We start from the raw sequence: 18,994 nt of genomic DNA, 5'->3' as shown, positions 1-18,994 counted from the left end.
CACTCGAAGAAATTCGTGTACGGAAGCTTTTTTCTTTTGGCCAAAATGTCTAAGTCACTCGCCTCGTTCATACATTGGACAAAGAGAGACTTGTACGTACAAAGAGGAGGGCTGGCTCCACGATGGCTGAAAGAAAGAGGAGGCTGTGGGTTACGGTCTTTGTCGCAGGAGCGATGGCGCTGCTGCTGCAATACCAGCCGATCCACCAATACATCAGCTTTGTCAAAAACGATCAGGTCGTGACGGCGGAAAAAATTTTGGATGAAAAAGAGCGGTTGCGGGCCCAAATTGAGCAGTGGAAGGAAGGACGGGAGGAAGCGCCTGTCGATGCCGTCGTGGATCAGACGTGGAAAGCGATCCCTGGCTACAACGGACGCGTCGTGGACGTGGAAGCGTCCGTGGAAAAGATGCTCGCTGCCGGAGTGACCGGGCCGGAAATGCTGGTCTACAAGGAAGTTCCGCCAGCCGTCTCGCTCGATCAGCTTGGGGCGCAGCCCATCTACCGGGGAAATCCGAAGAAGCCGACCATTTCCTTCATGATTAACGTAGCCTGGGGCAATGAATACTTGGATTCGATGCTGGATACATTGGATAAGCACAAAGTGAAGACGACGTTTTTTCTGGATGGCTCGTGGGTCAAGCGCTATCCGGAAGAGGCGAAAAAAATTGCCGCGCGCGGCCATGAGATCGGCAATCACGCCTACTCGCATCCGGACATGAGCACGCTGGGGACGCAGCGCATCCACCAGGAGATCAGCCGCACACAGGACGTCATTTCCAAAACACTGGGGATCAAGCCCGCCTTGTTTGCTCCCCCTTCCGGATCGTTCAACAAGCAGGTCGTGCAAATCGCGCACGCCTCCTACCAGATGAAGACGATCATGTGGACGGCCGATACCGTGGACTGGAAAAAGCCTTCCCCAAGTTTTGTCATCAAAAAAATCAGCGGCTTGATGGGCAACGGCGTCCTTGTGCTGATGCACCCGACAGCAGCCTCAGAGGCCAGTCTGGACCAGTTGCTCACGATTGCCAAGCAAAAGGGCTTGCACCCGGTCACCGTATCCGAGGTGCTCTCCAGCCGCCGCCTGCCGTGATGCGAAAACGTGTTCATTTTATTGTGGAGATAAAAGAAGTTTGCTATAGTTAGACGTGTTTACATTCACTTCCCGAAAGTTTGCGGATAGAGAGATGATTAACCGAGGAGGATTTGTGTGATACAACGTCATACGTGTGATAACGGTCTTAGAATTGTGACGGAACGTATTCCGTCTGTTCGCTCTGTTGCGCTAGGCATCTGGGTGGGGACCGGTTCGAAATATGAGAACGAGAAAAACAACGGGATTTCCCATTTTCTTGAACATATGTTTTTTAAAGGAACGAGTACGCGCTCTGCGAAAGAAATCGCGGAGACTTTTGACGAGATCGGCGGAAACGTAAACGCCTTTACTTCCAAAGAATATACTTGCTACTATGCGCGGGTGCTCGACCAGCACGCTCCGATTGCGCTGGACGTGCTGGCCGACATGTATTTCGACTCCGTATTCGATCCGGAGGAGCTGGAAAAGGAAAAAAACGTGGTCATCGAAGAGATCAGCATGTACGAAGACACGCCTGACGATCTCGTCCACGATTTGATCGCAAAAGCGACTTACAGCACGCATCCGCTCGGCTATTCGATTTTGGGAACGGAAGACGTGCTGCGCAGCCTGAAGCGTGATGACCTGCTCAGCTACATCAACGCCCACTACCTCCCGACGAACACGGTCGTAACGGTTGCCGGCAATTTTGACGACAGCCTCATTGAAGAGATCAAAAAGCGTTTCAGCGGCTTCGAGCGACCAGGCAAGCTCGCGCCTTTAGCGGAGCCTGCGTTCGCGGCAAACGCGATCGCCCACAACAAAGCTACAGAGCAAGCGCATCTGTGCCTGTCGCTGCCGGGCTTCAAGGTGGGGCATCCGGACGTTTACTCGCTCATTTTGCTGAACAACGTCCTGGGAGGCAGCATGAGCTCGCGGCTGTTCCAGGAAATTCGCGAGGAGCGGGGGCTTGCCTACTCGGTCTACTCGTACCATTCCTCCTACAAGGAAGCGGGCACGTTTACCGTCTACACGGGCACGGCGCCTGAGCACGTGGGGCAGGTGTTCGATATCGTGACGAACGTCTTGCGCGATGTGGCCGATCACGGCATCACCGACAAGGAGCTGAACAAAGGGAAGGAACAGTTGAAAGGTAGCCTCATGCTCAGTCTGGAGAGCACCAACAGCCGGATGAGCCGCCTCGGTAAAAATGAGCTGCTGCTGGAGCGCCATCTCAGCCTCGATGAAATTATCGCCAAAATCGACCGCGTCTCGCACGAATCGGTCCTGGCTGTAGCGCAAGAGCTGTTCCGCTCTAAGCTGGCGATGGCGATGGTAAGCCCGCTGGATGGATACCCGTCCAATGTGAAAAACGATCTGTTGCTCTAATAGCTTCCTCTGTGAAAAATCCGGCATAGCCCGGATTTTTTTGCGTATATCAACAGTAACGCAAACAGGACAAAGGGGGGCTTCTCCATGCGGCTTAGCGAACTGGGCGGGAAGGAAATCATCGGTTTGGACAACGGGGAAAAAATGGGGGTCATCAGCGACTCCGACCTCGTCATCCACCCGGAAAACGGCGTCATTCAGTCGATCATTTTGCCCGGCGGCAGCTTCTTTGGCTTCGGAAAAAAACGGGAGGACCTGGTTATCCCGTGGAGCTCGATCGTGAAAATCGGTCCGGACATGGTCATCATCTCGCTTGCGCAGGTAGAGACACAAGCTACGCAAAAGTAGGCGGGGGTGTCACCGAAGTAGCGGGAGTCGAATAGGATGGGGGTAGACCGCATGGATTTCCGTCAACTTTTTCAAGAGGAAAACCTTTGCGTTCCGATCATTTAATGCAGTAAAATGTGTGGAAAGGGGAACGCAGCATGCTAACCGGCATACATGTTGCCTTCATTGGCGGAGACGCTCGCCAGTTGGAAGTCATCAAGCGATGCATTCAACTGGACGCCAGTGTCACGTTAGTTGGCTTCGACAACCTGGAAAGCAATTTTACAGGGGCAACGAAGAGACCATTAACATGCGATGTGTTGAAAGACGTGGACGCCCTCATCCTGCCCATCGTAGGAACCGATGACCAAGGCTTTGTGGAAAGCATCTTTTGCTCGAAACAATTGCAGCTTCTGGATCAACACGTGGAAAGCTTGCCGAAGCATTGCGTGGTATATACGGGAATGGCAAAACCTTACCTGAAAAAACTGTTGGCATCCAAGCAGACTCCCCTCGTGGAGCTGCTGGATCGCGATGACGTAGCCATCTATAACTCCATCCCGACGGTGGAGGGAGCACTCATGATGGCGATTCAAAATACGGATATCACGATTCATGGATCTCAGTCAATCGTTTTGGGATTAGGTCGAACAGGTTTGTCTATGGCCCGGGCCCTGCATGCACTGGGAGCGCGTGTTAGAGTGGGGGCTAGGCGTCAGGAACACTTGGCACGCATCTATGAGATGGGATTGACTCCCTTCCCGATCAGTGAGCTAAAGCAACAAGTCACGAATGCTGATTTCATTTTTAATACCGTCCCGCAGTTACTCCTCACGGCAGAGATCATTGCGCAAATGCCGCAATCGGCGTTTATTCTCGATCTTGCCTCCAAGCCGGGAGGGACAGATTTTCGATACGCCGAAAGACGAGGCATCAAAGCGCTTCTCGCTCCCGGATTACCTGGAATCGTTGCACCGAAAACCGCAGGGCAGATTTTGGCCCAGATTTTGTCGCGTCTCATTGCGGAGCAGAGGAGAACCAGGGGGGAGTCAACATGAGCATGCTGCAGGGAAAGACCATTGGCTTTGGATTGTCAGGATCGCATTGCACGTTTGAAGAAACCATGCCGCAAATCAAGCGGTTTGTGGACGCCGGAGCGAGAGTGATTCCGATCGTTTCGAATACGATCATGACGACGGACACGCGCTTTGGAACCTCGCAGAGCTGGCAACAGCAGCTCAAGGATTTGACAGGGGAGGAACTGATTTCGACGATTCCCCAGGCAGAACCTTTGGGACCTTCAAAATTGTTGGACGTGATGGTGATTGCTCCCTGCACGGGCAGCTCGACCAGCCGTCTGGCAAATGCCATCACCGACAGCGCGGTACTCATGGCTGCCAAGGCGACCATGCGCAATTTGCGACCGCTTGTCATCGCAATCTCCACCAATGATGGTCTGGGATTAAACGCTGCCAATATTGCCAAGCTGTTGGCGGCGAAGAATATCTATTTCGTGCCGTTCGGGCAGGATGCTCCGGACAAAAAGCCAAACTCGCTCGTTGCCCGCATGGACCTGTTACTGGAAACATGCGAGGCGGCATTGGAAGGTAGGCAATTGCAACCCTTGCTCATCGAAAGATTCAACTACTAAACCAAACACAAAAAAACAATTCACCTGCTTTTCGCGATTAGGAGGAGAGTAAGAGATGGCTAACCAACTGACTTACAATGTAGCAGTAGTCGGTGCGACTGGCGCAGTCGGACAACAAATGATTCGCTTACTGGAAGAGCGCAACTTCCCGATTAAACAGCTCAAGCTGCTTGCTTCCGGACGTTCTGCCGGCAAGACAGTCACGTTCAAGGGACAAGAAGTTGTCCTGGAAGAAGCTACTCCTGAGAGCTTTGCGGGAATCGATTTTGCCCTGTTCAGCGCGGGAGGAGGCGTGAGCAAGGAACTGGCTCCTCACGCTGTGCGTCACGGCGCCGTCGTAATCGACAACACCAGCGCATTCCGGATGGACCCGGATGTGCCGCTCGTTGTGCCAGAGGTGAACATGGACGCCGCTCTCGCTCATAAAGGAATCATTGCGAATCCAAACTGCTCTACCATTCAGATGGTAGCCGCTCTGAAACCCTTGTATGATCGTTTTGGAATAGACCGCATTATCGTTTCTACTTACCAGGCAGTGTCTGGTGCCGGCCAGTCCGCAATCAACGAGCTGCGCGACCAGAGCCGCGACGTTCTGGACGGAAAAGAAGCAGAATGTCATGTCCTGCCTGTAGGAAAACTGCCTGTTCACCATCAAATTGCCTTCAACGCGATTCCGCAAATTGATGTGTTTACTGACAACGGCTTTACTTACGAAGAGATGAAAATGGTCAATGAAACCAAAAAAATCTTCGGTGATGACACTGTGCAGGTTTCTGCCACATGCGTACGCATTCCGGTCGTTTACGGACACAGTGAGTCAGTTTACGTGGAGCTGAAACAGGATTACGACCTGAACGAGGTAAGAGCTCTCCTGGAGAACGCCCCAGGCGTTGTGGTGGTAGATACGCCGCAAGAACAGCAATATCCTCTGGCTACGGATGCTACCGGCAAGCTAGATGTGTTTGTCGGCCGCTTGCGTCGTGATCTCCATCATCCTCGAGGACTGCATATGTGGATCGTTTCTGACAACCTTCTCAAAGGTGCAGCATGGAATACAGTACAAATCGCTGAAGAACTCATCAAAGCAAGAGCATAGGGGAGAGGTTTGTGAAGATTCTCGTCCAGAAGTTCGGTGGTTCTTCCTTGACGACGGAAGATTGCCGGATGAGGGCAATCTACCATATAGAAAAAGCGATCGACGAAGGCTATGCCCTCGTCGTTGTCGTATCGGCCATGGGGCGCAAAGGCGACCCGTACGCAACCGATACACTTTTGCAGTTGGTTCGCAGCAATGGGAACCAACTGCCTCGCCGCGAGATGGATATGCTGATGCATACAGGGGAGATCATCTCCGCGACTGTCATGTGCAGCATGCTCAATTCCCGCGGCATCAAGGCTACTATCTTGACTGGCGGCCAGGCCAACATCGTGACGAGCGACGATTTTACGAATGCGCAAATTATGTCGATTGACCCGAGCCGCATTTTGCAAGACCTGCATGCAGGCCAAGTCGTGATCGTGCCCGGCTTCCAGGGGCGGACAGAGAATTGGGAAATTACGACGCTGGGACGCGGTGGCAGCGACACGACAGCTACAGCTCTCGGCGTTGCCCTGCAAGCGGAGATGGTAGACATTTTTACGGATGTAGAGGGCATCATGACAGCGGACCCGCGCATCGTCGAAGAAGCGCAGCCGCTCGAAATGGTGACGTACACCGAGATTTGCAACATGGCTCACCTGGGAGCAAAAGTGATTCATCCGCGGGCGGTAGAAATCGCTATGCAGGCCAACGTGCCGATTCGCGTTCGCTCTACGTTTTCGGACGACCCTGGCACACTTGTGACGACCATGCTGGAGATCGGCAAGAAGGGGTATTCGGTTCAGGACAGGGTCGTCATGGGGATTGCCCACGTGCCGAACATTACCCAGATCAAGGTGGCCAACAAGGAAGGCTACTACGATACACAACTGCAAGTATTCAAAACGATGGCAACGAATAACATCAGTGTCGATTTCATCAACGTGAATCCGCTGGGGGTTGCCTACACCGTTCACGACGAGATGGGACCGAAAGCAGCGCGGCTCTTGACAGATATGGGCTACGAACCGCAACTGCTGCCGCATTGCGCAAAGGTTTCCGTCATCGGGGCAGGAATGACAGGAGTGCCGGGCGTCATGGCACGAATCGTTGAGGCTCTGACGCAAGAAGACATTCAGATTTTGCAATCGGCCGACTCCCATACGACCATTTGGGTACTGGTGCATGAGGCGGAAATGGTGCGGGCCGTACGTGCCTTGCATCAACAGTTCAATCTGCATGCCCACCATATGTGAGCACTCTTATTTTCATTTTTGATGCCTACTGATTACAACAAGAGGAGTTGGAAAGCTAGTGGCACGTTTTGGTCGGCTGGTTACCGCCATGGTAACGCCTTTTAATGAACAATTACAGATTGATTTCGATAAAACGGAGCGCCTGATCGATCACCTGATTGCCAACGGGACGACAGGCATCGTACTGAGCGGAACGACAGGCGAGTCGCCGACGCTCTCCCGCGCTGAGAAGCTGGAACTGTTTCGCCACGCCGTTGCGTATGCAAAAGGCAAGTGCCACATTATCGCCGGAACGGGCAGCAACGACACCGCGTCCAGCATCGAGTTCACCCAGGAGGTTCAGTCCATCGGCGTAGACGCTGTCATGGTTGTGGCTCCTTACTACAGCAAGCCGTCCCAGGAAGGTCTGTACGCTCATTTCAAAGCATTGGCAGAGTCGACGGACCTCCCTGTCATGCTGTACAACGTACCTGGCCGCTCGGTTGTGAACATGACGGCAGAGACGACCTTGCGTCTGGCAAAGCTGCCCAACGTCGTTTGCATCAAGGAAGCTTCCGGCAACCTGGGGCAGATGGCGCAAATTATCGAGCATGCTCCGGAAGGCTTCGAGCTGTACAGCGGTGACGACGGCTTGACGTTGCCCATCCTGTCGATTGGCGGGGTAGGCATTGTCAGTGTGGCGAGCCACGTTGTCGGCCCGCAAATGACCGAGATGATGGACGCCTTCTTCCAAGGAAAACACGCGGAAGCGGCGAGCATTCACCGCAAGCTGATGCCTGTGTTTGAAGGGCTGTTCGCGTATCCGAGCCCGGGGCCGACCAAAGTCGCGCTGGAAAAGCTCGGCGTTTCCGTGGGGGGAGTACGTCTGCCATTGGTGGAGCTGAACGAACAGGAAAAAGCATTTGTTCACTCGTTGTTTGCCTAACTGAAAAAAGCACGAGATGCGTAAAAGAGCCATTCCACAATTGGGATGGCTCTTTTTCCTTGTGTTCGGGTTTTCACTTCGGGTATAATGAAAATAAGTGATTTGGGGCGGTTTTTTTGAGTGGACATGACAACTAAATATAGGAGGTTACACGTTTGGCAAAGTCGAATCACTCTGTTCTCATTTTCGCCCTGGGCGGAGTCGGCGAAATTGGGAAGAATATGTATGTGGTACAAAGCGGGGACGACATCGTAGTGATTGATGCCGGATTGAAATTCCCGGAAGAGGAAATGCTGGGAATTGACATGGTGATTCCGGACATCACCTACTTGGAAGAGAACCGCGACAAAGTTCGGGGTATCATTATTACGCATGGACACGAAGATCATATCGGCGGCCTCAGCTATGTGCTGAAGCATTTGAAAGTCCCGGTTTATGCGACAAAACTTACCCTCGGCCTGATTGATGCAAAATTGAAAGAAGCGGGTATTCTAAACGAAACGAAGCGAGTATTGATTAACAGCGATTCAGAGGTCGTCCTCGGAAAAATGAAAGCGACTTTTTTCCGGGTGAATCACAGTATTCCGGATTGTGTGGGAGTATGCCTGGAAACGCCTGAAGGCTACGTCGTCCACACAGGAGACTTCAAGTTCGACCAAACACCGATCAACAGCCAGGCTGCCGATCTGGCAAAAATGGCCATGATTGGCGATCGTGGTGTATTGTGCTTGCTGTCTGACAGTACGAATGCGGAACGGCCTGGATTTACCGGATCGGAACGCTCTGTCGGCATCGCGATCAAAGACGTCTTCAGCAAGGCGACGGGACGAATCGTCGTCTCTACCTTCGCGTCGAACGTGCACCGCATCCAGCAAGTCGTGGATGCAGCCGTGCAGTTCAACCGCAAGCTGACAGTTGTCGGCCGGAGCATGCAAAACGTCATCAATATCAGCAGAGAGCTGGGCTATTTGTTCGTTCCGGAAGGCTTGATTGTCGAGAGCGACGAAATCAACAAGCTGCCTGCTGAGCAAGTCGTTATTTTATCTACTGGAAGCCAAGGAGAGCCAATGTCTGCGCTCACACGCATGGCCCGATCCGCCCATCGGAAAATTGACATCCTTCCAGGAGATACGGTCATTATTGCAGCGACCCCGATTCCGGGAAATGAAAAGTATGTAGCGCGCACGATTGACCAGCTTTCGAGAATTGGCGCTGATGTGATTTATGGCGGCCATGGACCTAACGGAACCGTCCACGTCTCCGGTCATGGCAGTCAGGAAGAACTGCGACTGATGCTGAATTTAATGAAGCCTAAGTACTTTATTCCCGTTCACGGCGAATACCGGATGCTGAAAATGCATTCCTTGCTGGCTGAACAGGTGGGCATTCCAGAGGAGAACATCTTTTTGCTGGATAACGGCGACACGGTGGAAATCTCCGGGGGCCGGGCGCGTTATGGCCCGAAAGTCCACGCAGGCAATGTCCTGATTGACGGCCTGGGTGTCGGCGATGTTGGAAACATCGTACTTAGAGATCGCAAATTACTGTCCCAAGACGGCATACTGGTAGTTGTCGTTACACTCAGCAAACAAAATGGCACGATTTTGTCTGGTCCAGACATCATCTCTCGCGGTTTCGTCTACGTGCGTGAATCCGAGGAACTGCTGGATGAAGCGAATCGCATAGTGACCCAAACACTTGTCAAGTGCATGGAAGAAAATGTAAACGAATGGTCATCCCTCAAAAACAACGTAAAAGAATCATTGGGACGTTATTTGTACGAGCAAACTCGTCGCCGTCCGATGATCTTGCCGATTATCATGGAAGTGTAAGGCTAGGAAAAGAGTCAGGAATCCCCCAAAACAACGGGGTTCCTGGCTTTTTTTGGTCTTTCGCGGCGCATGATTTTCCCATCTGCTATCCATACTACAGAGGAAAGTGAGGGAGGATCATCCATGTCGAAGCAACCGTACAACCAATTTTTAAATAGGCCGCCTTTTACAAGCTCACTGGCGAACAACGACAAAGGCGCAGCCTCGGAAAGCACGCCTCCGGACGGACAGGAGCCTGCTGCTACGCCGCCTGCGGAAGCGCCAGCCCAGGAAGATCCGAAGAAAAAGCTTCTGGACTCGATCAGCCAATTGGGGCAAACGAACGTACCGCAGTTGGAAAGCAATATTTATTGTATGACCATTATCGGACAAGTAGAAGGGCATATTCAGTTACCGCCGCAAAACAAGACGACCAAGTACGAACACCTCATCCCGCAACTGGTTGCAGCCGAGCAAAACAGCAAGATCGAAGGAGTTCTCGTCATTTTGAACACCGTGGGCGGAGACGTGGAAGCAGGACTCGCGATTGCCGAGATGGTAGCCTCGATGTCCAAACCTGTCGTGACCCTTGTTCTCGGCGGCGGTCACAGCATTGGCGTTCCGATTGCGGTTGCCGGCACGTATTCGTTTATTGCGGAAACGGCGACGATGACGATTCACCCGATTCGGCTGACCGGACTCGTGATCGGCGTTCCGCAAACCTTTGAATACTTGGACAAGATGCAGGATCGCGTCGTCAGCTTTATCGCCCGTCATTCGAATATTTCCGAAGAGAAGTTTCGCGAGCTGATGACGCGCACAGGCGAGCTGACGCGTGACATCGGAACGAATGTCATCGGCGTCGATGCCGTCAAGTACGGCTTGATCGACGAGGTCGGCGGTCTGGGCAAGGCGCTGAAAAAACTGAATGAGCTGATTGAAAAAGCAAGAAACGGGGAGGGGCGGGTTCTTCAATGATTTTATACTCGATTATCCCGACGGAGACGGTTTTTGCCAACATGGACCAGGTGGAAAAGCAGGAACTGGAAGAGATTACGAACGGCCATGCGACTATGCTGGTGGAGCGGACCGGACCGTATGAGGGAAGAATCGTCAGGCTGATTAGCCCGGACCCGCAAGACTATTTGAAAGCCCATTACGCCCCCGGACAAAAAGTTCAGTTTCACCCCGAATGGCTCGTCTAAGAAGTCCTGTATTTCTATGAATTTCCTGTGTTATACTAATGATGTACGAACAGCAGCCGAACAAAATACGGCTGCCTTTTTACCATTTTTGTACATAGCGTTAGTGAGCACAGAAGGAGGCGTGCCATTGAGTAGGAGAAAAAGAGAGCGGTCACAAGCGGCATTGGCCTCGGTTGTCAAAATAGAGCTGCTCGGATTGCTCATTATTGTGCTGTCCTTGATCGGACTTCTGGAAAGCGGATGGCTGGGCAAAAATATTCTGGCGTTTATGTTCCGGTTCGTTGCCGGCTCCTGGGATTTTCTCATCCCTGTGCTGATGATCGGAATGGCTGTCCACATGATGTTTACGAGACAGGCGCCGCGGCTCACCTATCGCGTGCTTGGGATTGCGCTGATCGGTGTAGCGATCCTGACGTGGGACCATATGATTTTGTACAAGCAGATCACGGCTGACGGCAAATTCGCCGAGCAGAGCATCATTCGGGTCACATGGGACAGAATTTGGCTCGATCACAGCCAAAAAGTGTCCACGACCGGAGTGGGCGGGGGCATGGTGGGGGCGCTTTTCTTCGCTGTCACAAACGGCCTCGTCGGAACGATCGGGACTGGCTTAATTATCGTCTTTTTGTTTCTCGTCGGTCTTATGTTTCTGTTCAATCTTTCTTATGTGAACATTTTGATGTTTGTCCGGGACAAAATCGCACTTTTCTACGGCAAGGCGAAGGAGACGGTCAAAGACTCCGTGCAGCTTTTGCAGGAAGAGGGCGAGCGCCGGAAAAAAGAGGCGAAGGAAGCGGACGCGCAGCGCAAGCAGAAGCTGGCAGAAGCTGGCGAGCCTGACCCGGATGCGATTTCTGTGCGAGAGCTGAAGGCGAACTTCGACGAGCAGGCAGCGGAGCAGCCTGTCATTCCTGTCATTCACGATTTTGCCGACCGGATCGCGATGGAAGACGATGGGGGGCCGGCAGAGCCTGCGCAAACGCCCAAGCCTGTTGCCGCACAACCGAAACAGGAAATTACGTTTGCCCTGGAAGGCGACGAAGAGATTTTCGGGACGCTGGAGACGGCAGAAGAACAGCCAGCGGTGCCATATGAGCTGCCGAGCTTGCAGATGCTGTCCAGACCGCGTTCAACGGGAACGGCCAAAGATGTGGACCACACCTCGAATGCGCTCAAGCTGGTGCAAACGTTGAAAAGCTTTGGCGTAAGCGCGACGGTTTCCGAAGTGCATCGCGGCCCGGCCGTCACCCGCTACGAGGTGCAGCCAGCCACGGGGGTAAAAGTGAGCCGGATTGTCAGTTTGACAGACGACCTGGCGCTGGCGCTTGCAGCCAAAGACATTCGCATCGAGGCGCCGATTCCAGGCAAATCGGCGATCGGTATCGAGGTTCCCAACTCCGAGGTAGCCGTCGTGTCGCTTCGCGAAGTGCTGGAATCGCCGCAATATCAGGATGCGCCAGGCAAATTGACCGTTGCTTTGGGCCGCGATATTTCGGGCCAGCCGATCGTGGCCGATCTGACGAAAATGCCGCACTTGCTGGTGGCCGGAGCTACGGGCAGCGGGAAGTCAGTCTGCATCAACGGCTTGATTATGAGCATCTTGTTCAAGGCGAAACCGGACGAAGTCAAGCTGATGATGGTTGACCCGAAAATGGTCGAGCTGAACGTTTACAACGGCATCCCGCATTTGCTGGCCCCGGTCGTGACAGATTCGAAGCGGGCTTCGGTCGCGCTGAAAAAAGTCGTGGCCGAAATGGAGCGGCGCTACAACCTGTTTGCGAAAACGGGCAGCCGCAACATCGAGATGTACAATGCGCAAGTGCAGGGCCCGCCTTTACCGTACATCGTCGTCATCGTCGACGAGCTGGCTGACCTGATGATGGTCGCCCCAGGCGAGGTCGAGGACGCGATTTGCCGCCTCGCGCAAATGGCGCGCGCTTCCGGCATTCATTTGATTATTGCGACACAGCGTCCTTCTGTTGACGTCATCACAGGGGTCATCAAGGCGAACATCCCTTCCCGGATCGCCTTTGGCGTCTCCTCGATGGCGGACTCCCGCACGATTCTCGACATGGGCGGAGCGGAGAAGTTGCTGGGCAGAGGCGACATGCTCTCCTTGCCGATGGGAGCCTCCAAGCCGATTCGCGTGCAAGGCGCCTTCGTCTCTGACAAGGAAGTCGAGGAAGTTGTCCGCTTTGTCAAAGAGCAGCAGGAAGTGCGCTACAACGAAGAAATGATTCCGGGAGAAGTGCAGGAGGAGCAGCAGGCTGTCGTGGATGACGAGCTGTACGATCAGGCTGTCCAGATCGTGTCAGAAGCGCAAACGGCCTCGGCCTCGCTTTTGCAGCGGCGTTTGCGGGTAGGCTACACGCGAGCGGCCCGGTTGATCGACATGATGGAAGCGCAAGGAGTCGTCGGCCCGTACGAAGGGTCGAAGCCGCGAGAGGTCCGTGTGCCTCGTCCTTCCATTGAATCCAATATTTCCTAAATCCCTTGACTTTGCTGGTGTCGTGCAACTGGCAAAGTCATTTTTTCTGGCCGCAGTTAAAAATATTTGACTTGCATGATGGACGACCCTCATGTAAAATTTTTAACAGATTGAGGGGAATTGTTGTTATCACGTCTCATGAGAATCAGAGGTCTGACGTCCTACCTGTTGGGATGGCTAGCGGACAACAGGAGTGAATTGACGATGAGCATCAAAGGGAATGTTCGATCACTTTTCCTCTTGGTTATGGACAAAATCAAGAGTGATATCGAAACCGGACAACTGCGTCCCGGTGAACGCCTCCCATCCGAAGCCGAACTATCCAAGCAGTTAGGCGTAAGCAGGGCAACCCTTCGCGAGGCGCTCCGTCTTCTGGAAGAAGAGAAAATTGTCATTCGCAGACACGGTGTAGGGACATTTATCAATTCCAAACCTGTTTTTTCAGGCGGAATTGGGGAACTCTTTAGTGTGACGGATGCAATTGAACGCCAAGGATACACAGCAGGAACGATGATCCTGAAGACGTACTTTGGCGAGGCAGGAGACGAGGAGCGGAAAAGCTTGGCCTTGAATCCGGGCGAAGGCGTGCTGACGGTAGAGCGCATTCGGACGGCCGACGGCGAACCAGTGGTCTACTGTATCGACCGTATTCCTGCGCGCTTGGTGCCAGAAGGCTACACGGCTGGCGGGGAGTCCATTTTCAAATGGCTGGAGAGCGCTACAGGGGTGCGAATTTCGTATGCAGTGGCTCACATTGAACCCATGGGCTACAATGAAAAGGTTTCCAATCTGCTGCACTGCGACAAATCTACACCATTGCTCTTGCTCAAGCAGATTCATTACGACGAAAGTGAAAAGCCGGTTTTATACTCCCATAACTACTTCAGAGCTGACAAAATTCACTTTCACGTCGTGCGGAGACGGTTGTAATCGTGGGGGAAACCTCACTCAACAATTTTCATCAACCAAAAACAGGGGGTAATCTCAGATGAAGAAAGTTCTATCCGTGCTTTCTGTGGTAACACTCAGCCTGTCGCTTGTTCTTGCTGGCTGCGGAAGCAAACCAGAAGCACAACCTCAAGGTCAGACTGGCGCAAGCAATGGCGGCGCTGAAGGCGGTGCCAAAACAGCGATCCGAGTTGGTATGGTTACGGACGTTGGCGGCGTAAACGACAACTCCTTCAACCAAAGTGCCTGGGAAGGTCTGCAACGTTTCCAAACCGAGCTGAACCTGCCAAAAGACAGCGTAAACTATCTGCAATCCACCAGCGATGCTGAGTATGTACCTAACCTGACTCAATTTGTAAAAGACAAATGGGATCTGACTTGGGGTATCGGTTTCCTGATGGGCGATCACCTGAAAAAAGTAGCTGACGAAAACAAAGATGCGAAACTGGCGATCATTGACGCGGAAGTAGATGCGCCTAACGTGGAATCCGTTCTCTTCAAAGAGCACGAAGGTTCCTTCCTCGCTGGGGTAGTAGCAGCGAAAATGACCAAAACGAAAACAGTCGGTTTCGTTGGTGGCGTTGAAATCCCGGTTATCAAACGTTTCGAAGTTGGTTTCGAAGCAGGGGTAAAAGCGGCTGATCCTAGCGTTAAAGTAATCAAAGTGTACACAGGTGCATTTGACAAGCCTGACCTTGGCAAATCCACTGCTTCCCAAATGTACGGTCAAGGCGCTGACATCATCTTCCACGCTTCCGGCGGTACAGGTGATGGCGTATTTAACGAAGCAAAAGACCGCAAAGCTAAAGGCGAAAACGTTTGGGTAATCGGTGTAGACAAAGACCAATCCCTGACATTCGGTGACGAGATTACTCTCACTTCCATGGTAAAACGCGTTGACGAAGCTGTATTCCGTGTATCCAAAGACCTGTCCGAAGGTAAATTCGAGGGCGGTAAAATCAAATGGCTCGGTCTTGCTGAAGACGGTGTAGGCTTGGCTTCCACTTCCAATAAGAACGTTCCAGAAGACGTACTGAAGCTGGTTGAAGAATACAAGCAAAAAATCGTTAAAGGCGAAATCTCGGTGCCAGACAAGTAAAACGATGAAGCGGCAAATGGACAAGGCTGGTTCTAGGAACTGGCCTTGTTCTTTACCTTCACACTAAACCCAAAAAATGGGGTGAGCATGGTTGAGTTCGGTAAAAAAAGTAGTTGAGATGCGAGGGATTACCAAGCGGTTCCCGGGGATTGTGGCAAACGACAACATCACGCTTTCTGTCAAGCAAGGCGAAATTCATGCGCTTCTCGGCGAGAATGGCGCAGGCAAGTCGACGTTAATGAACATTTTGTTTGGCCTGTATCAACCAGATGAAGGCGAAATCCTTATCAACGAAAAAGTAGTGAAGATTACAAGCCCTAACGTTGCCAACGAGCTTGGCATCGGGATGGTGCACCAGCATTTTATGCTTGTGGAGACGTTTACGGTAACAGAAAACATTGTATTAGGAAACGAACCGAAAAACGGGTTGCAAATAGATATCCAAAGCGCTGAAAAAGCGGTGGAAAAGCTGTCAAATCAATACGGGCTAAAGGTTGATCCTAGAGCAAAGATTCAGGATATCTCCGTAGGGATGCAACAACGCGTAGAGATCTTGAAAACGCTTTACCGCGGGGCCGACATCTTGATTTTTGACGAGCCGACTGCTGTTCTTACCCCTCAGGAAATTCATGAACTCATTGAAATCATGCATAACTTGGTCAAAGAGGGCAAGACCATCATCCTGATTACCCACAAGCTCAAGGAAATCATGGCCGTCTGCGACGCCTGCACGATTATCCGTCGCGGGAAAGTGATTGACTCCGTGCTGGTTAAAGACACGAACCCGGACGAACTGGCAGCCAAAATGGTGGGGCGCGAAGTCAACTTCCGCGTGGATAAAACCGCGGCGAAGCCGAAGGAAACCATCCTCGCTGTCGAAAACCTCACCGCCATGGGCAACCGCGGCGTCAATGCGCTGAACAATCTCAGCCTGGAAGTGCGGGCGGGCGAGATTTTGGGGATTGCAGGCGTAGACGGCAACGGGCAGAGTGAACTGATTGAAGTTTTGACCGGGTTGCGGAAAGCAACCAGTGGCCGTGTCCTTCTCAATGGCAAAGACATTACGAACCAGTCGCCGCGCGATATTTCCGAATCGGGCTTGTCGCACATTCCGGAAGACCGTCATAAGCGCGGATTGGTTCTCGATTTTACCATGAGCGAGAATATGGTGTTGGAAACGTATTTCCACCCGACGTTTAACAAAAACGGCTTTCTCGACTATGGCGCGATTGACAAGCATGCGGCCAAGCTGATTGAGGAGTTTGACGTGCGCACGCCGTCGATCTACACGCCAGCGCGAGCATTGTCCGGAGGGAACCAGCAAAAGGCGATTATCGCCCGGGAAGTGGACAAAAACCCGGATTTGCTGATCGCGGCGCAGCCTACACGCGGTCTGGACGTAGGGGCGATCGAATTTATTCATCGCCGTCTGATCGAGCAACGCGACAAAGGCAAAGCGGTTCTGCTGCTTTCCTTGGAGCTGGATGAGGTCATCAACGTCTCTGACCGGATTGCCGTGATTTATGAAGGTAGCATTGTAGGAATTGTCGATGCGAAATCGACGAGCGAGCAAGAGCTGGGCTTGATGATGTCCGGCGGAAAACGAATGCCTGGAGGAGGAAACGATGAATAAAGTGATTGCCGTCTTTACAAAAGAATCGTTCCTCGTTCCTGTCGTCGCGATCATTCTCGGCCTGCTGACCGGGGCGATCGCCATGCTGGCAGGCGGCTTCAACCCGATTCAGGCTTACATGGCCCTGATCGAAAAGGTATTCGGAAGCGCGTATAACTTCGGGGAAACGATCCGGCAGATTACACCGCTGATCTTTACGGGTCTTGCAGTGGCGTTTGCCTTTCGGACAGGACTGTTCAACATTGGGGCAGAGGGGCAGTTTATTGTAGGGATGATCGCTGCGACGACAGTAGGGGTTTCTTTTGATCTTCCTGCTTACATCCACGCTCCTCTCGCTGTGATTGCAGGTGCGGTAGCAGGCGGCCTGTGGGGCTCGATTGCCGGTTACTTGAAAGCCGCTCGCGGCGTGAACGAGGTTATCACCAGCATCATGCTGAACTGGGTCGCGCTGTACTTGGCAAACTGGGTCATGAATGCGTTTTTCATCCCGGCCGGACAACAGCGTTCGGAAATGATTAAGGAATCATCCATGATTACGATTAGCTGGCTCTCGCAAATGTTTGACAGTGCCCGCTTGCACTGGGGAACCTTGCTTGCTGTGCTTGCCGCTATCTTTTTCTACGTCATTCTTTGGAAAACGAAGTCCGGCTACGAATTGCGTGCCGTAGGTCTGAATCCGCACGCTTCCGAATATGCGGGGATGAACGTAAACCGCAACGTCGTCAAAGCGATGTTCATCGGCGGCATGTTCGCGGGGATTGGCGGCGCTTGCGAGATTTTGGGCGTGTTCCATTACCAGGCGATCATGACTGCGCAGCCAGGCTATGGCTTCGACGGTATCGCTGTCGCGTTGATCGGCGGAAATACGCCGCTTGGCGTCGTGCTTGCCGCCATCTTGTTCGGGATTCTCACTTTCGGGGCAGCCGGCATGAAGTTCGGCGCTGGCGTGCCTGTTGAGCTGATCCGTGTCGTAATCGCTTCGGTCATCTTCTTTGTGGCGGCGCACGGCATCGTGAAAATTTTTGTCAAACCAATCTTGAAGAAGAAAAAGGAAGGTGGAAACTGATGGATTGGGGAGTCATTCTTAGCAACCTCGTTCATGATACCATCGTGTTTTCCACTGCCCTGATTTTTGCCTCTCTGGGCGGGCTCTACTCCGAGCGCTCTGGTGTCGTGAATATTGCGCTGGAAGGCATGATGATTATCGGTGCCTTTACAGGTGCCGTCATTACGTACGCGTTCCAAGATTCGCTGGGAGCATTCGCTCCGTGGATCGGCTTTATTTTGGCGGGGATCGCCGGTTCGATTTTTGCCCTTCCGCACGCTGTCGCTTCCGTTACCTTCAAAGCGGACCAGACAGTCAGCGGCGTGGCCTTGAACTTTTTGGCGGCAGGTCTGTCCGTGTACTTGACCAAAATCATCTTTAACGGCGCGGGCCAGACAACGACCTTGTCCAGCGTCTTTGCTAAGTGGGAAATTCCGCTTTTGCACGACATCCCGTATTTGGGACATGCTATCTTTGAATCGTATCCGACGAGCTATTTGGCGTTTATCGCGGTCTTTTTGACCTGGTACCTGATCTTCAAAACTCCGTTCGGCTTGCGTCTACGCGCGGTCGGTGAGCATCCGCGCGCTGCTGACACGGTAGGGATCAACGTGAAAAGAATGCGTTATACCGCTGTCATGATTAGCGGTGCGCTGGCTGCTTTGGGCGGGGCGACAATCTCGCTGACGACGACGAGCAACTTTTCCCATAACACCGTATCCGGCCAAGGGTTTATCGCGATTGCCGCGTTGATTTTCGGAAAATGGCATCCGGCCGGAGCGATGGGCGCTGCCTTGTTCTTCGGGGTTGCCCAAGCGATCAAGTCTTTGGTGCAGATTTTCGGACTGACCAAGTTCATTCCGACCGAGTTTATTTTCATGCTGCCGTACGTACTGACTATTTTGGTCATGGCTGGTCTGGTTGGACGCTCCAACGCTCCTGCCGCACTGGGCAAACCGTACGATACCGGCTCTCGTTAAGGATCAGTTGACATAATTTGCGTCTGGAACCCGTTCCTTTCCGTATGCGATAATTTTTCTTGTGAGATTGCGCGGGGAGGGAA

17 protein-coding genes are annotated in these 18,994 nt (G+C 52.7%); all 17 read left to right on the top strand.

The window, feature by feature from the left end; translation table 11 throughout:
- The first annotated feature begins 122 nt into the window (after nucleotides 1-122).
- The 17 genes from AC3WJN_RS00685 to AC3WJN_RS00605 all read left to right on the top strand — a co-directional run bounded on the left by AC3WJN_RS00685 (nucleotide 123) and on the right by AC3WJN_RS00605 (nucleotide 18,911).
- A complete protein-coding gene (locus AC3WJN_RS00685; protein ID WP_005834148.1) occupies nucleotides 123-1,094 on the top strand; it encodes a polysaccharide deacetylase family protein in 972 nt (323 codons plus the stop codon).
- A gap of 117 nt (nucleotides 1,095-1,211) precedes the next feature.
- The gene (locus AC3WJN_RS00680; protein ID WP_007786849.1) at nucleotides 1,212-2,465 is read left to right on the top strand and encodes a M16 family metallopeptidase; all 1,254 of its coding nucleotides are present in this window, start codon (nucleotides 1,212-1,214) and stop codon (nucleotides 2,463-2,465) included.
- An 87-nt stretch (nucleotides 2,466-2,552) separates the two neighbouring features.
- The gene (locus AC3WJN_RS00675; RefSeq protein WP_005834144.1) at nucleotides 2,553-2,813 is read left to right on the top strand and encodes a YlmC/YmxH family sporulation protein; all 261 of its coding nucleotides are present in this window, start codon (nucleotides 2,553-2,555) and stop codon (nucleotides 2,811-2,813) included.
- Between the two features lie 137 nt (nucleotides 2,814-2,950).
- A complete protein-coding gene (gene dpsA, locus AC3WJN_RS00670; protein WP_005834142.1) occupies nucleotides 2,951-3,850 on the top strand; it encodes a dipicolinate synthase subunit DpsA in 900 nt (299 codons plus the stop codon).
- A complete protein-coding gene (locus tag AC3WJN_RS00665; RefSeq protein WP_007786853.1) occupies nucleotides 3,847-4,443 on the top strand; it encodes a dipicolinate synthase subunit B in 597 nt (198 codons plus the stop codon). The genes dpsA and AC3WJN_RS00665 overlap by 4 nt, the downstream gene beginning before the upstream one ends.
- 55 nt (nucleotides 4,444-4,498) lie before the next feature.
- A complete protein-coding gene (locus AC3WJN_RS00660; RefSeq protein WP_007786855.1) occupies nucleotides 4,499-5,539 on the top strand; it encodes an aspartate-semialdehyde dehydrogenase in 1,041 nt (346 codons plus the stop codon).
- Between the two features lie 11 nt (nucleotides 5,540-5,550).
- Nucleotides 5,551-6,777 carry an aspartate kinase gene (gene dapG, locus AC3WJN_RS00655; RefSeq protein WP_005834139.1) on the top strand — a complete coding sequence of 409 codons (1,227 nt, stop codon included), beginning with the start codon at nucleotides 5,551-5,553 and terminating at the stop codon, nucleotides 6,775-6,777.
- Nucleotides 6,778-6,835: 58 nt separating this feature from the next.
- The gene (gene dapA, locus AC3WJN_RS00650) at nucleotides 6,836-7,702 is read left to right on the top strand and encodes a 4-hydroxy-tetrahydrodipicolinate synthase (protein WP_005834137.1); all 867 of its coding nucleotides are present in this window, start codon (nucleotides 6,836-6,838) and stop codon (nucleotides 7,700-7,702) included.
- Nucleotides 7,703-7,857: 155 nt separating this feature from the next.
- Entirely contained in the window at nucleotides 7,858-9,534 is a 1,677-nt protein-coding gene (locus AC3WJN_RS00645) for a ribonuclease J (protein ID WP_007786859.1), read from the top strand.
- A 123-nt stretch (nucleotides 9,535-9,657) separates the two neighbouring features.
- Complete coding sequence (locus AC3WJN_RS00640) at nucleotides 9,658-10,491, top strand: ClpP family protease (RefSeq protein ID WP_005834133.1); 834 nt, start codon at nucleotides 9,658-9,660, stop codon at nucleotides 10,489-10,491.
- Nucleotides 10,488-10,718 (top strand): YlzJ-like family protein, encoded by a 231-nt coding sequence (locus AC3WJN_RS00635; protein WP_005834131.1) that lies wholly within the window; start codon nucleotides 10,488-10,490, stop codon nucleotides 10,716-10,718. The genes AC3WJN_RS00640 and AC3WJN_RS00635 overlap by 4 nt, the downstream gene beginning before the upstream one ends.
- Before the next feature lie 121 nt (nucleotides 10,719-10,839).
- Nucleotides 10,840-13,206 carry an FtsK/SpoIIIE family DNA translocase gene (locus AC3WJN_RS00630; RefSeq protein ID WP_035317578.1) on the top strand — a complete coding sequence of 789 codons (2,367 nt, stop codon included), beginning with the start codon at nucleotides 10,840-10,842 and terminating at the stop codon, nucleotides 13,204-13,206.
- Between the two features lie 204 nt (nucleotides 13,207-13,410).
- Nucleotides 13,411-14,136, top strand: a complete 726-nt coding sequence (locus tag AC3WJN_RS00625; protein WP_005834128.1) for a GntR family transcriptional regulator — start codon at nucleotides 13,411-13,413, stop codon at nucleotides 14,134-14,136.
- Nucleotides 14,137-14,194: 58 nt separating this feature from the next.
- Entirely contained in the window at nucleotides 14,195-15,253 is a 1,059-nt protein-coding gene (locus AC3WJN_RS00620; protein ID WP_007786864.1) for a BMP family lipoprotein, read from the top strand.
- 118 nt (nucleotides 15,254-15,371) lie between these two features.
- Nucleotides 15,372-16,886: an ABC transporter ATP-binding protein gene (locus tag AC3WJN_RS00615; protein ID WP_174435221.1), complete on the top strand. Its 1,515-nt coding sequence runs from the start codon at nucleotides 15,372-15,374 to the stop codon at nucleotides 16,884-16,886.
- The gene (locus tag AC3WJN_RS00610) at nucleotides 16,879-17,952 is read left to right on the top strand and encodes an ABC transporter permease (protein WP_007786868.1); all 1,074 of its coding nucleotides are present in this window, start codon (nucleotides 16,879-16,881) and stop codon (nucleotides 17,950-17,952) included. The genes AC3WJN_RS00615 and AC3WJN_RS00610 overlap by 8 nt, the downstream gene beginning before the upstream one ends.
- The gene (locus tag AC3WJN_RS00605) at nucleotides 17,952-18,911 is read left to right on the top strand and encodes an ABC transporter permease (RefSeq protein WP_007786870.1); all 960 of its coding nucleotides are present in this window, start codon (nucleotides 17,952-17,954) and stop codon (nucleotides 18,909-18,911) included. The genes AC3WJN_RS00610 and AC3WJN_RS00605 overlap by 1 nt, the downstream gene beginning before the upstream one ends.
- The last annotated feature ends 83 nt before the right edge of the window (nucleotides 18,912-18,994 follow it).

Source organism: Brevibacillus sp. FW306-2-1A-C05A (genome assembly GCF_058781555.1).
This window is presented reverse-complemented; position numbering and strand designations above follow the sequence as displayed.

What these genes read in the sequence shown, in the direction of transcription:
- AC3WJN_RS00620 (WP_007786864.1), top strand. Translation starts at nt 14,195, where the DNA reads ATGAAGAAAGTTCTATCCGTGCTTTCTGTGGTAACACTCAGCCTGTCG.
- AC3WJN_RS00685 (WP_005834148.1), top strand. Translation starts at nt 123, where the DNA reads ATGGCTGAAAGAAAGAGGAGGCTGTGGGTTACGGTCTTTGTCGCAGGA.
- AC3WJN_RS00605 (WP_007786870.1), top strand. Translation starts at nt 17,952, where the DNA reads ATGGATTGGGGAGTCATTCTTAGCAACCTCGTTCATGATACCATCGTG.
- AC3WJN_RS00640 (WP_005834133.1), top strand. Translation starts at nt 9,658, where the DNA reads ATGTCGAAGCAACCGTACAACCAATTTTTAAATAGGCCGCCTTTTACA.
- AC3WJN_RS00610 (WP_007786868.1), top strand. Translation starts at nt 16,879, where the DNA reads ATGAATAAAGTGATTGCCGTCTTTACAAAAGAATCGTTCCTCGTTCCT.
- AC3WJN_RS00660 (WP_007786855.1), top strand. Translation starts at nt 4,499, where the DNA reads ATGGCTAACCAACTGACTTACAATGTAGCAGTAGTCGGTGCGACTGGC.
- AC3WJN_RS00635 (WP_005834131.1), top strand. Translation starts at nt 10,488, where the DNA reads ATGATTTTATACTCGATTATCCCGACGGAGACGGTTTTTGCCAACATG.
- dpsA (WP_005834142.1), top strand. Translation starts at nt 2,951, where the DNA reads ATGCTAACCGGCATACATGTTGCCTTCATTGGCGGAGACGCTCGCCAG.
- AC3WJN_RS00675 (WP_005834144.1), top strand. Translation starts at nt 2,553, where the DNA reads ATGCGGCTTAGCGAACTGGGCGGGAAGGAAATCATCGGTTTGGACAAC.
- AC3WJN_RS00665 (WP_007786853.1), top strand. Translation starts at nt 3,847, where the DNA reads ATGAGCATGCTGCAGGGAAAGACCATTGGCTTTGGATTGTCAGGATCG.
- AC3WJN_RS00615 (WP_174435221.1), top strand. Translation starts at nt 15,372, where the DNA reads ATGCGAGGGATTACCAAGCGGTTCCCGGGGATTGTGGCAAACGACAAC.
- AC3WJN_RS00625 (WP_005834128.1), top strand. Translation starts at nt 13,411, where the DNA reads ATGAGCATCAAAGGGAATGTTCGATCACTTTTCCTCTTGGTTATGGAC.